14 protein-coding genes are annotated in these 12,875 nt (G+C 70.0%); 7 read left to right on the forward strand and 7 right to left on the reverse strand.

What is annotated here, in order from left to right:
• The first annotated feature begins 116 nt into the window (after window positions 1-116).
• Window positions 117-695, forward strand: coding sequence for a TetR/AcrR family transcriptional regulator (locus tag LE548_RS03510; protein ID WP_225095115.1), 579 nt, complete (start codon window positions 117-119; stop codon window positions 693-695).
• A gap of 286 nt (window positions 696-981) precedes the next feature.
• A complete protein-coding gene (locus LE548_RS03515) occupies window positions 982-1,335 on the forward strand; it encodes a cupin domain-containing protein (protein ID WP_225095116.1) in 354 nt (117 codons plus the stop codon).
• Here the strand turns inward: LE548_RS03515 and LE548_RS03520 are convergent.
• Both LE548_RS03520 and LE548_RS03525 read right to left on the reverse strand, forming a co-directional pair.
• Complete coding sequence (locus LE548_RS03520) at window positions 1,308-1,910, reverse strand: poly-gamma-glutamate hydrolase family protein (protein WP_225095117.1); 603 nt, start codon at window positions 1,908-1,910, stop codon at window positions 1,308-1,310. The genes LE548_RS03515 and LE548_RS03520 overlap by 28 nt on opposite strands.
• Window positions 1,911-1,921: 11 nt before the next feature.
• The gene (locus LE548_RS03525) at window positions 1,922-2,953 is read right to left on the reverse strand and encodes a LacI family DNA-binding transcriptional regulator (protein WP_225095118.1); all 1,032 of its coding nucleotides are present in this window, start codon (window positions 2,951-2,953) and stop codon (window positions 1,922-1,924) included.
• 126 nt (window positions 2,954-3,079) lie between these two features.
• On the opposite strand from LE548_RS03525, the gene LE548_RS03530 reads away from it, so the two are divergent.
• Genes LE548_RS03530 through LE548_RS03540 form a run of 3 tightly spaced genes read left to right on the forward strand, consistent with a single transcriptional unit; the run spans window position 3,080 to window position 6,086 of the window.
• Window positions 3,080-4,246, forward strand: coding sequence for a phytanoyl-CoA dioxygenase family protein (locus tag LE548_RS03530; RefSeq protein WP_225095119.1), 1,167 nt, complete (start codon window positions 3,080-3,082; stop codon window positions 4,244-4,246).
• Window positions 4,247-4,261: 15 nt separating this feature from the next.
• The gene (locus tag LE548_RS03535) at window positions 4,262-5,038 is read left to right on the forward strand and encodes an SDR family oxidoreductase (protein ID WP_225095120.1); all 777 of its coding nucleotides are present in this window, start codon (window positions 4,262-4,264) and stop codon (window positions 5,036-5,038) included.
• A gap of 34 nt (window positions 5,039-5,072) precedes the next feature.
• Complete coding sequence (locus LE548_RS03540) at window positions 5,073-6,086, forward strand: Gfo/Idh/MocA family oxidoreductase (protein WP_225095121.1); 1,014 nt, start codon at window positions 5,073-5,075, stop codon at window positions 6,084-6,086.
• A gap of 47 nt (window positions 6,087-6,133) precedes the next feature.
• Here LE548_RS03540 and LE548_RS03545 read toward each other — a convergent pair whose 3' ends face one another.
• From LE548_RS03545 to LE548_RS03565, 5 genes are all read right to left on the reverse strand, one after another.
• Window positions 6,134-6,322, reverse strand: a complete 189-nt coding sequence (locus LE548_RS03545; protein WP_225095122.1) for a hypothetical protein — start codon at window positions 6,320-6,322, stop codon at window positions 6,134-6,136.
• A 121-nt stretch (window positions 6,323-6,443) separates the two neighbouring features.
• Window positions 6,444-7,352 (reverse strand): sugar phosphate isomerase/epimerase, encoded by a 909-nt coding sequence (locus LE548_RS03550; protein ID WP_225095123.1) that lies wholly within the window; start codon window positions 7,350-7,352, stop codon window positions 6,444-6,446.
• A gap of 2 nt (window positions 7,353-7,354) precedes the next feature.
• Complete coding sequence (locus tag LE548_RS03555) at window positions 7,355-8,266, reverse strand: ATP-binding cassette domain-containing protein (protein ID WP_225095124.1); 912 nt, start codon at window positions 8,264-8,266, stop codon at window positions 7,355-7,357.
• Window positions 8,267-8,269: 3 nt separating this feature from the next.
• On the reverse strand, window positions 8,270-9,346 hold the full coding sequence (locus LE548_RS03560; RefSeq protein ID WP_225095125.1) for an ABC transporter permease: 1,077 nt from the start codon (window positions 9,344-9,346) through the stop codon (window positions 8,270-8,272).
• Window positions 9,346-10,365 carry a sugar ABC transporter substrate-binding protein gene (locus LE548_RS03565; protein ID WP_225095126.1) on the reverse strand — a complete coding sequence of 340 codons (1,020 nt, stop codon included), beginning with the start codon at window positions 10,363-10,365 and terminating at the stop codon, window positions 9,346-9,348. Before LE548_RS03565 ends, LE548_RS03560 begins: the two co-directional genes overlap by 1 nt.
• Before the next feature lie 175 nt (window positions 10,366-10,540).
• Between LE548_RS03565 and LE548_RS03570 the strand changes: the two genes are divergently transcribed.
• Entirely contained in the window at window positions 10,541-11,332 is a 792-nt protein-coding gene (locus LE548_RS03570; RefSeq protein WP_225095127.1) for a GntR family transcriptional regulator, read from the forward strand.
• A 225-nt stretch (window positions 11,333-11,557) separates the two neighbouring features.
• Window positions 11,558-12,871, forward strand: coding sequence for an ABC transporter substrate-binding protein (locus LE548_RS03575; RefSeq protein WP_225095128.1), 1,314 nt, complete (start codon window positions 11,558-11,560; stop codon window positions 12,869-12,871).
• The last annotated feature ends 4 nt before the right edge of the window (window positions 12,872-12,875 follow it).

A 12,875-nucleotide genomic window follows, 5' to 3' on the forward strand; every position in this document is an offset into this window, starting at 1 on the left:
TGAAGTGCACGAGCGATTGCTAAAGTGGAGGTGCCCCTCCACTCTAGCGGAGGAGTGCCTCCGGTTCAAGATGCGGAGGCCACCCTCCAGATCGACCGAGCCCTCAGGAGGCAGCAGTGACGGCCACGCCGTTCCCCGTCAGCGAGATCGTGGCGGCCCGCCGGCCGCACCGAAAGGACGCCGCCCGCAACTACGACGCCCTGCTCGCTGCCGCCCGCGAGGCGTTCGCCGAGCACGGCTCGGACGCCTCTCTGGAGGACATCGCGCGCCGCGCGGGCGTCGGCATCGGCACCCTGTACCGGAACTTCCCCACCCGCCGCGACCTGTTCGAGAGCGTCTACGCCGACGACGTCAACGCCCTGTGCCAGGCAGCCGTGGAGATCGCGGACCGGGAGCCGTGGGAGGCGCTGACGGCCTGGCTGGACCGGTTCGCCGGGTACATGGTGACCAAGCGCGCGGTGCGGGAGGCGCTCAACGACGAGTCGGAGATCTTCCAGTCCTGCCGCGAGTCGATGTACTCGGCCGGGGGCCCGCTGCTGGAGCGCGCGCAGCAGGCCGGGGTGGCGCGGGCGGACATGGATTTCGGCGATCTGCTGCGGATGGTCGCCGGGATCACGGCCACGGCCTTCGACGACGACGCCCAGCGCGACCGGGTGCTGGCCATCGCCCTGGACGGCGTACGCACCCACCGCTGAGCGGCGGACATCGCCGATGCACCGCGGGTGGTCCCTCGACTGCGGGTCCGTTGTGGCCGGTCGCGCCCACACGGCGCAGCCGCACATCGACACTGTCCCACGCCTCGTGGGAAGCTGCGGTGCCGTCGGCCTCGTCTCGTACCGCCGCTGAGTGGCCACGCTCCCCACAGTCCCCCGGCCCCCTGCCCGCCGGCGCCGGCACCCGACGAAGTGTCCCGTGACCGGCCCCGATGCCGCACACCCTGTCGGCCCCGGCCCGCGCCGCGCGCTGGCTAGGGTCGGCCTCATGACGCACAGCTTCGCGCTCCACATCCCCGACGCCGACCTCGAACCCGAGCCCCTCGACCCGGAGCAGATCGTCTCCGGGAACCCGGAGGTCACCGGGAAGGTGGTCTGGGAGTCGGCCGACGGCAGGCAGATCCGCGGGATCTGGCAGATCACCCCGGGCGTGGTCACGGACACGGAGGCGGACGAGCTGTTCGTGGTGATCAGCGGCTCGGCGACGATCGAGGTCGCGGGCGGACCGGTGCTGCGGGTGGGGCCGGGCGACATGGCGGTGCTGCGCGCCGGGGACCGTACGACGTGGACGGTGCACGAGACGCTGCGCAAGGCCTACGCGATGAACGTCGGGAGCGCCTGAGCCAGCCGCCCGACGCCGGCGACGAAGGCGTCGACCACGGCCTGCGGCGGGTCGTCCGACGCGCCCGTGGTCCGCGCGGGGAGCGGCAGTTCCACCTGGACCCCGGCCAGCCGGGTCAGGTTGACCGGGTTCCGGGCGTGCAGTCCGCGCAGCCCGGCCGGTATCTCCTCCAGGTCCGTCACGATCCTGAACCGGGGCTCCAGGACCGCCAGTTCACGCGCGAGGACGAGCGAGGCCGCACGGTTCGCGCCGCCGAGGAAGAGGGTGTGCCAGGCCTCCTGCCGCAGGTGCCCGTGCAGGGAGACGGTGAGCGACACGCGGGAGCGGAACTCGTGCAGGAGCGCGCAGTGGTCGACGGCCATGCGCGGGGACGGCAGATGCACGGGCACGGCTGTATCCGGCTGGGTGAAGACGAGGCTGGTGACGCCGCAGCGCCGGGCGACCGACCCGGCGAGCTGGGCCGTGCCGCCCTCGCCGGAGCCGTGCAGCGCGAGCAGGCCGATGTCGCCGCGGCCCGGTTCGAGGGTCGCGAGCAGGGGTACGCCCTCGATCTCCAGGCGTTCGGTGCGGCTCAACGGACTCTCCCTCACTCGGCGGGCTGGGCGGGCATGTTGTACGGCGTCACGACCTGGATCGCGGAGGGCAGCGCCGGTCCGGCCGGGGGCAGCGCGCCGTGCGCCCGCATCACGAGGTGGCAGGCCTCGCGCATGTCCTGGCGCAGATCGTGGTGGAGCACGGCGGACAGCCGGTGCTCGCGCAGCAGGCGGGTGTTGTCGTGGTCGAGGTCATGGGCGATGAAGACCGCGCACGCGCGGCCGAGATCGGCGAAGGCGCGCAGGGTGGCGTTGTTGCCGCCGCCGATGGAGTACACGGCGCGGATCTCCGGGTCCCGTTCCAGGGCGGCCCGGACGAGGTCGTACTGGGTGGCGTCCAGGCCCTGTCCCTCGGCTATCTCCACCAGGGTGCGCTGCGGTTGCCGGGCCCTCATCACGCTGCGGAAGCCCATCTCGCGCTCCTCCTCGTTGCGGAAGAAACCGCTGCTGAGGCTGGTGAGGACATTGCCGGGCCGGTCGCCGAGCCACTGCTCCATCAGATAGGCGGCGGTGGCGCCGGCGGCCCGGTTGTCGCTGCCGACGTAGCCGATCCGGCCGCCGGCGGGCAGGTCGGTGACCAGGGTGACGACCGGGATGCCGGCCGCGGTGAGCCGGCCCACAGCGGCGGTGACCTCGGGGACGTCCGGCGCCTTGAGGATCACGCCCTGGGAGCCGCGCCGGGCGATCCGGTCCAGCGTCCTGACCTGCTCGGCGGCCGGGCCGGTCTCGCGGAAGTGGAAGCGGGAGCGGACCACGGCCGGGTGCAGCGCGGGCAGTTCGGCCTCCAGAGCGGCGCGGACGGCGGTCGAGAACCGCTCGGGTGCCTGTACCACGATGTCGACCATGAACGTACGGCCCACCAGCCGGACCTGGGTGCGCTGCCGGTCGAGGTCGGCGATGGCCCGGCGCACCTCCTGGGCGGTGCTCTCCCGCACCCCTCCCCTGCCGTTCAGCACACGGTCCACGGTGGCCTCGCTGAGACCCGCCTGACGTGCGATTTCCCGGATCGGGAACGGATGGCCCACGGCTCGCCTCCTTGAGGGGTTTTTGATGGCTGGCTGCTGGTTGTTCGAGGGGTTTGTACTGACAAGAATGACAGGGCCGGGCCGCCCGCGTGGCCGAACGTCCCCGCTCCCGAAAAGAGGACACCGATGTCCGTCGCCTCCGCGTCAGGCCGCGCCTGGCTGTCCGAGCAGGACTGCGACCTCGACGCCTTCCGCGCCCTGACCGACCGGACGACCCGCCTCGCGGACCACCCGCACGCCGCCTCCGTACGCGACGACGTCCTGCTGTACGACGCCGAGCGGCTGCGCACGGCCGGTGACCAGGACGGGCTGCGGGCCGAGCTGGTACGGGCCCTTGCCGACGGCCCCGGCATCGTCGTCGTCCAGGGCGCCTTCCCGGACCCGGCGGTCGTCGACCGGCTCACGGCCGTCTTCGACGCGCTGATCGCCGAGCAGCACGCCTCCGGGGCGGTCGCCGGGGACCACTTCGCGCAGCCAGGCGCCAACGACCGGGTGTGGAACGCGCTGGAGAAGGCGGCCCTGTACGACCCGGAGGCGTTCGCCGACTACTACGCGAACGACATCCTCGCCCTGGTCTCGTCAGCCTGGCTGGGCCCCGGCTACCAGGTGACCTCGCAGGTCAACGTGGTCAACCCGGGCGGCGCCGGCCAGACGGTGCACCGGGACTACCACCTCGGCTTCCTGAGCAACGCGGTGGCGTCCGCCTATCCGGCGCACGTCCACCGGCTCTCCCCCGTGCTCACGCTGCAGGGCGCGGTCGCCCACTGCGACATGCCGGTGGAGTCGGGTCCGACGCTGTATCTGCCGTACTCCCAGCTGTACGAGCCGGGCTATCTGGCCTGGCGGCTCCCGGAGTTCCAGGCGTACTTCGAGGAGCACCACGTCCAGCTGCCGCTCGCCAAGGGCGACGCGGTCTTCTTCAACCCCGCGCTCTTCCACGCCGCCGGGAGCAACCGCACCGCGGGCGTACGGCGCACCGCCAATCTGCTCCAGGTCTCGTCCGCGTTCGGGCGTGCGATGGAGACGGTGGACCGGGAGGCGGTGGCGGGCGCCGTGTTCCCGGTGCTGCTGCGGCGTGCGGCGCAGGGCGTGGATCAGGCGTGGCTGGAGCATGTGATCGCGGCGAGCGCCGAGGGCTACCCCTTCCCGACGAACCTCGACAGCGACCCGCCGGTGGACGGTCTGGCCCCGCCCTCGCAGGCGGACCTGGTACGGCGGGCGGTGCGCGAGGGATGGGATCCGGAGCTGCTGCGGACGCGGCTGCGGGCGAACGCCGAACGGCGCGAGAGCTGAAAGGGCGAGCACATCATGGGACTTCTCGACGGCAGGGTGGTGCTCGTCAACGGCGGCAGCCAGGGCGTGGGGGCCGCGATCGCGCGGGCCGCCGTCCGCGAGGGCGCCGTCGTCGCGTTCACCGGCCGCCGCAGCGAACCGGGTGAGGCGCTGGTGGCGGAGCTGGCGGCGGCCGGCGGCACGGCGATGTTCGTCCGCGCCGATCTCGCGGACGCCGAGCAGGCCAAGGCCGTGGTCGCCGAGGTGGTGGACGCGCACGGCCGGATCGACTGCCTGGTGAACTCGGCGGGGCTGACCTCCCGGGGCACCCTGCTGGACACCACCCCGGAGCTGTTCGACCAGCACATCGCGATCAACCTGAAGGCGCCGTTCTTCGCGATGCAGGCCGCGGTCGCCGACATGGTGGCCCGCGAGGCGCCCGGCACGATCGTCAACATCATCACCTCGTCGGCGCACGGCGGGCAGCCGTTCCTGGCGCCGTACGTCGCCGCGAAGGCGGGCCTGGTGGGCCTGACCCGGAACGCGGCGCACGCCCACCGCTGGGACCGGATCCGGATCAACGGTCTGAACATCGGCTGGACGGCGACGGAGGGCGAGGACGCCACCCAGCGCGCCTTCCACGGCGCCGGCGACGACTGGCGCGAGCAGGCCGCGGCGAAGCTGCCGATGGGCAAGCTCGGCCAGCCGGACGAAATCGCCGACTTCGTGGTCCTGCTGCTGTCCGACCACTCGGGCGTGGTCACCGGCTCGGTGATCGACTGGGACCAGAACGTGCTCGGCGGCCTCGACTAGAACTCCGCACCAACACCCTAGGAGCAACACCCCCATGCGTATCGGAATCCTCGGCCTCGGCCGTATCGGTGCCTTCCACGCCGAGACCCTCTCCAGCCTCGACGCCGTCGAGTCGCTCGTCGTCACCGACCCGTTCGCGGACGCGGCCAAGGCCGCCGCCGAGCGGTTCGGGGCCGAGTTCGTCAAGGTCGTCGACTCGCCCGAGGCGCTGCTGGCCGCCGGGGTGGACGGCATCGTGGTGGCGGCCGCCACCGACGCCCACCCGGCCCTGATCCTGGCCGGCGTCGAGGCCGGCGTACCGGTCTTCTGCGAGAAGCCCGTCGCGAAGACGATGACCGAGGGCGTCGAGGTGCTCAAGGCCGTCCAGGACAGCGGCGTACCGATCCAGATCGGCTACAACCGCCGTTTCGACGCGGGCTTCGCCTCCGCCCGGGCCGCCGTGCAGGCCGGTGAGCTGGGCAAGCTGCACACGGTCCGCTCCACGACCCTGGACCCGGCGCCGCCGCCCGCCGCGTACGTCGCCGCGTCGGGCGGGATCTTCCGCGACTGCTCCGTGCACGACTTCGACATCATCCGCTGGGTGACGGGCCGCGAGGTCACCGAGGTGTACGCGGTGGGCGGCAACCGCGGCGCCGACTACATCAAGGAGGCGGGCGACGCCGACACCACCGGCGCGATCCTCACTCTCGACGACGGCACGATCGCGGTGGTGTCCAACTCCCGCCACAACGCCCGGGGTTACGACGTCCGCATGGAGCTGCACGGCTTCACGGACTCCATCGCGGTCGGCCTGGACGACAAGCTCCCGCTGCGCTCCGTCGAGCCCGGTGTCACCTTCCCCTCCGGCACACCGCACGACTTCTTCATGGACCGCTTCACGGCCGCCTACCGCGCCGAACTGACCGCGTTCACCGAGGTCGTGACCGGCGCCCGCCCGTCCCCGTGCACCATCGAGGACGCCCTGGAGGCCGGCTGGATCGCCGAGGCCTGCACCCTGTCCCTGCACGAGCACCGGCCGGTGACCATCGCGGAGGTCCGCCAGGCCTGAGCCGACAGGACGGCGCCGGGCCGGTGCCCGGCGCCGTCTTTCGTGTCTCAGCCGCAGTACCGGATCAGCCACTCGTCGGGGTTGTACGTGTCCCGCGCCGGGTCCGGTACGGTCGCCGGGCTGGTCTCCACCGTGTCCTGCGGGCGTATCCGCTCGGGCAGCGTGCCGAAGCGGGTGCGGCGGGCCGCCGCGGCGTCGGTGTCCTGGGACGTGCGTGCTTCCGTACGGTGTGTCATCGCGTCCTCCCGTCTGCGCGGGCTTCCCCCGTCATCCTCACAACGCCCGCGTGCCCCCGGTTGGTTCCCGGCCGTTTCCTGGCCGAATCCACCGGGGGCACGTAGGAAAGCGCGCGGCTCGTCAGGCCCCGCAGGAGCGCAGGAACCGGCGGGTGCGGACCGCGATCGGCAGCGGCTTGTCCGGCTCGCAGGGGTACATGTCCTGCTCGACGATCGCGAACAGCTCCACGCCCAGCCGCTGCGCCGCCGCCAGCACCGGGCCCAGCTCCGGTACACCCGAGGGCGGTTCGCACATCACTCCCTGGGCGACGGCCGGCCCGAACGGGGTGCCCTTGGCCTGTACCTCGGCCAGGATCTCCGGGTCCACCTGCTTGAGGTGCAGATAGCCGATGCGCTCGCCGTAGGTCTCGATCAGCTTGACGCTGTCCCCGCCGCAGTAGGCGTAGTGCCCGGTGTCCAGGCAGAGGTTGACCAGCTCGGTGTCGGTCGAGTCCAGGAACCGTTCGACGTGGTCCTCGGTGTCGATGTGGGTGTCGGCGTGCGGGTGGACCACGATGTCCAGGCCGTAGGTCTCCTTGACCTCGTGGCCGAGCCGCTCCATGCCCTTGGTCAGGTGCGCCCACTGCTCGGCGGTCAGCTCCTGGGGTTCCAGGATCTCGGCGGTCTTGTCGTCCCGCCAGAAAGAGGGGATGACCACCAGGTGGCGCGCGCCCATGGCCTGGGTGAGCGCGGCGACCTGGCTGACGTGCGCCCAGGTCTGCTCCCAGACGGACGGGCCGCGGTGCATGCCGGTGAAGACCGTGCCCGCCGAGACCTTGAGGTTGCGCCGGGCCACCTCGTCCCTGAGCCGCGCCGGGTCGGTGGGGAGATAGCCGTACGGGCCGAGCTCGATCCACTCGTAGCCGGCCTCGGCCACCTCGTCCAGGAAGCGGTCCCAGGGGACCTGCTGCGGGTCGTCCGGGAACCAGACGCCCCAGGAGTCGGGGGCCGAGCCGACCCGGATGCGGTCCAGGGGGGTGGGGTGCGCCATGGTCAGGGGGTTCCTTCCGGGGAGTTCGCCACGGGTGCGGTGAGGTCGCTCTCCTCGGGGAGTTCCTCGGTGTCGACGCCTCGTACCTGGGCCAGTTCGTGCTTGAGCGCGGCGAGTTCGGCGCCGCCGGCCATGTGGTTGGTCAGCTCCTCCAGACCGACCTCGCTGCGGTCGGCGGACAACTCCAGCGTGCCCAGCCGCAGGACGCTGAAGTGGTCGCCGACCATGTAGGCGTGGTGGGGGTTGTGGGTGATGAAGATGACGCCGAGCCCCCGGTCACGGGCGGCCGCGATGTACTTCAGCACCACCCCTGACTGCTTCACGCCCAGCGCGGCCGTCGGCTCGTCCAGGATCAGCACGCGGGCGCCGAAGTAGACGGCACGGGCGATGGCCACGCACTGGCGCTGGCCGCCGGACAGGGTGCCGATGGGCTGTTCCAGGTCGTCCAGGACGATGCCCATGTTGCGCAGCTCCCGGTCGGCGGTCGCCTTCATCCCCGCGATGTCGAGCCGGCGGACCGGCCAGGGGCCCCGGGTCATCTCCGAGCCGAGGAAGAAGTTCCGCCACACCGGCATCAGCGGCACGGTCGCCAGGTCCTGGTAGACCGTGGCGATGCCCTTGTCCAGGGCCTGGCGCGGGCTGGAGAAACGCACCGGGGTGCCGTCGACGAGGAACTCGCCCTCGGTGTGCTGGTGCAGCCCAGACACGATCTTGATGAGGGTCGACTTGCCCGCGCCGTTGTCACCCAGCACACAGGTCACCCGGCCCTCGTGGACCTTCAGGTCGACCCCGTGCAGCGCCCGGATGTTGCCGTAGGACTTGCCCGCACCGCGCAGTTCGACCAGGAGGCCGTCGGCGGCGGGCTCGGTGTCCTGGACGACCGTGCCGTGGGTGCCTGCCGTGTTGTCAGTCATCGGTTACCTCCGGGTCGCCGTGCGCTGGACCCACAGATTGATCAGGACGGCGCCCAGGAGCATCACGCCGAGGAACGCCTTGAACCAGTCCGGGTTCCAGCCGGCGTAGACGATGCCCTGCTGCACCATGCCGAACATGAACGCCCCGAAGACCGGACCGATCGCGGACCCGGAGCCGCCGGTGAGCAGACACCCGCCGATCACGGCCGCCGAGATGTAGATCAGCTCCTGCCCGACACCCTCGCCGGACTGCACGGTGTTGAAGGAGAACAGGTTGTGCATGCCGATGAACCACGCGCCGAAGCCGACCAGCATGAACAGCGAGATCTTCGTGAACGTCACCGGCACACCGACCGCCCGCGCGCTGTCCTTGCTGCCGCCGACCGCGAAGATCCAGTTGCCGTACTTCGTGCGCAGCAGCACCCAGGTCGCCACAGCGGCGAAGACCAGCCACCACACCACCGTGATCTTCACCTGCACCCCGGCGACGTCGAACGACGACGCGAAGACCTTCTTCGCCTGGCTGAAGCCGTCCATGTCACTGATGTCGTCGGTGGCGACATTGCCGGTGACCCACTTGGTCACGGCGAGGTTCGCGCCCTGGAGGATCAGGAACGTGCCGAGCGTGACCAGGAAGCTCGGCAGCCCCGTCTTCACCACCACCCAGCCGTTGAAGAACCCGATCGCCAGCGAGACCAGCAGGGCGACGATCACGCCGGCCCAGACGTTCATGGTCAGCTGGTAGCTGAGCATGCTCGCGGTCAGCGCCGAGGAGATCACCGCGACGCCGGAGGACAGGTCGAACTCGCCGCCGATCATCAGCAGCGCCACCGGCAGGGCCATGATGCCGATGGTCGAGGACTGGTACAGGATCGTCGCCATCGAGCTGCCCTGGCGCACCGAGGGCGCGACGACCAGGAAGAAAACCAGTACCGCGGCGGCGCCGAGGAAGACGCCCACCTCCGGGCGGGCCAGCAGCCGCAGCGCCACCGGGCGCCGGGCGGTGCGGCCGTCGGTCTGCTCCGGGCCGGAGGCCGGCGGTGTGGTCACCGCCGGCTCGGCGTGCTGGGCCATGCTCATCACCGGGTGCCCTTCGCGGCGAACTCCGCGACCTTGTCGACGTTCGACTTGTCGACGAAGGCCGGACCGGTGAGCACCGGCTGCACGCCGCCGCCGCTGTAGTTGCCGTTGTTCTTGTAGAGCCACAGGGAGTCCACGGCCAGGTAGCCCTGAAGGTAGGGCTGCTGGTCGACCGCGAACTCGATGGAGCCGTTCTGGACGGCCTTGACCAGGTCCTTGTTCAGGTCGAAGGTGGCCACCTTGGCCTTGCTGCCCGCGTCGCCCACCGACTGCACGGCGGTCAGCGCGAAGGGGGCGCCGAGGGTGACGACGGTGTCGATGGCGCTGTCCTGCTTCAGCTTGGCCGTGATGGTCGACTTCACCGACGGCATGTCAGTGCCGTTCACATACAGGGTCTCAGTGGTGCCCTGGAACGTCTTCTTCACGCCGTCGCAGCGCTGGGTGAGGCCTATGTTGCCCTGCTCCTGGATGACACACACGACCTTCTTGGCGCCGGTCGAGTTCAGCTTGCTGCCGAACGCCTCGCCCGCCACGCTCTCGTCCTGCCCGAAGAACTCCATCAGGCCGAGGTTCTTCCAGTCGCTCAGTCCGGAGTTCAGGCCCACCACCGGGATGCCCGACTGCTCCGCCTTGCCTATGACGCTCTTCATGGCGTCCGGCTTGGCCAGGGTGACCGCGATGCCGTCCACCTTCTGGTCGATCGCGTTCTGCACCAGGTTCGCCTGGTTCCCCGCGTTCGGGTCGGCGGAGTAGACCAGCTTGATGTTGTCCTTGGCCGCGGCGGCCTCGGCGCCCTTGCGGACGGTGTCCCAGAAGGTGTCACCGGGTGCCTGGTGCGTGACGAGCGCGACGGTCATCCGAGGGGTGTCGGCCTTGCCTGCCGAGGCGCTCTGCGCCGCCTCCTCGGACTTCTTCCCGCCGTGGCTGCTGGAACAGCCGGCGAGGGTCAGAGCTGCCGCTGCGGCCACTGCCACGACGGGGGCCAGTCTGCGGGAGCGGGAGCGAGAAGAGCGGTCCATCTTTCCAGCACCTCACTGTGCGTGCGACGGGGGAAGGGCTGTTGCGTTGGGACGCGATCCAAGTCCCTGGTGAGGCCGCTGTCAAGACTTTGTTAAGACATCATTTCACAAGCAGGTCCGAATGTAAGTACAAATCATTGACACGTGGACCCCCGCGGGCCTACACCTGACAGGCATGAGCCCAGTACACCGCACACCGCAGCGAACGGCACCGGGTGACCGGGCGGTCGACTCCCTCCCCTTCGACCTGGACCGCACGAGTCCGGTACCCCTGTACTACCAGCTCGCCCAGCAGCTGGAGGCGGCCATCGAACACGGAGTGCTGGCTCCGGGCAACCTCCTGGGCAACGAGGTCGACCTGTCCGTGCGGCTCGGCCTGTCCCGCCCCACGGTCCGCCAGGCGATCCAGTCCCTGGTCGACAAGGGCCTGCTGGTGCGCCGCCGCGGGGTGGGCACCCAGGTCGTCCACAGTCAGGTCAAGCGGCCCCTGGAACTCAGCAGCCTCTACGACGACCTGGAGTCGGCCGGACAGGGACCGAGCACCCGGGTGCTTCGCAACGAGCGGACCCCCGCCTCCCCCGACGTGGCCGCGGCCCTCGGCCTCGCGGAGGGCACCGAGGTCACCGTACTGGAGCGGCTGCGCTCGACCCATGGCCGGCCGGTGGCGTTCCTGTGCAACTACCTGCCCCCCGCACTGCTCGAACTCCCCACGGAGCGGCTGGAGTCGACGGGCCTGTACCGGATGCTGCGGTCCGCCGGGATCGTCCTGCACAGCGCCCGGCAGTCGATCGGCGCCCGCAGCGCCACCGCCGAGGAGGCCGCCCTGCTGGACGAGAAGGAGGGTGCGGCCCTGCTCACCATGCGCCGCACCGCCTACGACGACACGGGCCGGCCGGTGGAGTACGGCAGCCATGTCTACCGGGCCTCGCGCTACGCGTTCGACTTCCAACTGCTGGTCAGGCCCTGAGCCGGCCGATCCCGCCCCGCGGTTCAACAACGTTGCAGGTAACGGTGACGATTACGTTTCGGGCAAGAGACTCCCGAGTGCGACCCGACCTATTGACGCATGAGCGGACATGGGGGTGTTATGACGCCCACGATGTTTGGTCGAGTTGATTTCTGAGCGGTTTCGACGACCTTTCGGTGATCGACTCATCCCCTTGACCGAGCCCTGTATTCCTCAGGAGCCGCCATGCGCCTCTCGCCCTCCGGTCTTTCCGTGCCGGGTCCCAGCCGTCGTTCACTGCTCCGCGGAGCAGGCGGTGCCGCCCTGCTCGCCGGTGCCGGCATACCCCTGCTGTCCGCCTGCGGGAGCAGCGGTTCCTCCTCCGACCCGAAGACCGTCACGGTCGGCTCCAACGCCTCCGACGCGGTGCCGAAGAAGGCCTTCGAAAGCGTGTACGCGGACTTCAAGAAGCAGTCCGGCATCACGGTCAAGGTCAACACCAAGGACCACAACACCTTCCAGGAGCAGATCAACTCGTATCTGCAGGGCACCCCGGACGACGTGTTCAACTGGTTCGCCGGGTACCGCATGCAGTTCTTCGCGGCGAAGGGCCTGGCCTCGCCTGTCGACGACGTGTGGGCGAAGATCGGGGACAACTTCCCCGACGCGATGAAGAAGCTCAGCAAGGGCGAGGACGGCAAGTACTACTTCGTGCCGGTGACGACGTACCCCTGGGCGATCTTCTACCGCAAGAGCGTCTTCACGCAGCACGGCTACCAGGTCCCCACCACCTGGGACCAGTTGGTGGCCCTGTGCAAGCAGATGAAGAAGGACGGCCTGGTCCCGATCGCCTTCGGCGACAAGGACGCGTGGCCCGCGATGGGCACCTTCGACCAGATCAACTTCCGCCTCAACGGCTACGACTTCCACGTCCAGCTGATGGCGGGCAAGGCCTCCTGGACGGACTCCAAGGTGCGGGCGGTCTTCGACCACTGGGCCGAGATCCTGCCCTACCACCAGGACGGCTTCATGGGCCGTACCTGGGAGGACGCGGCGCAGACGCTGGTGTCGAAGAAGGCCGGCATGTACCTGCTGGGCTCCTTCGTGGCCCAGCAGTTCACCAACAAGGCCGACCTGGACGACCTGGACTTCTTCCCCTTCCCGGAGATCAACTCCGCGTACGGCCAGGAGACCGTCGAGGCACCCACCGACGGCTTCATGGTCAGCAAGTCCCCGAAGAACCACGACGGTGTCCTCAAGCTGATGGAGTACCTGGGCAGTCCGGCGGCCGAGGAGATGTACCTCAAGACCGACCCGAGCGTGGTCGCCGCCTCCAACAAGGCCTCCACCTCCGCCTACTCGCCGCTGCAGAAGAAAGCGTTCGAGATGATCGGCGCCGCCAAGAACCTCACCCAGTTCATGGACCGCGACTCCCGGCCCGACTTCACCTCCACCGTGATGCAGCCCGGACTGCAGAAGTTCCTCCAGAACCCCCAGGGCGTGGACAGCCTGCTGTCGTCCATCGAGCGCCAGAAGAAGACGATCTTCGCGTCCTCGTGAGCGA

Origin of the sequence: Streptomyces sp. CoH27 (assembly GCF_020181035.1) — a bacterium.
In the GTDB taxonomy this organism is placed as follows: Bacteria; Actinomycetota; Actinomycetes; order Streptomycetales; family Streptomycetaceae; genus Streptomyces; species Streptomyces camelliae.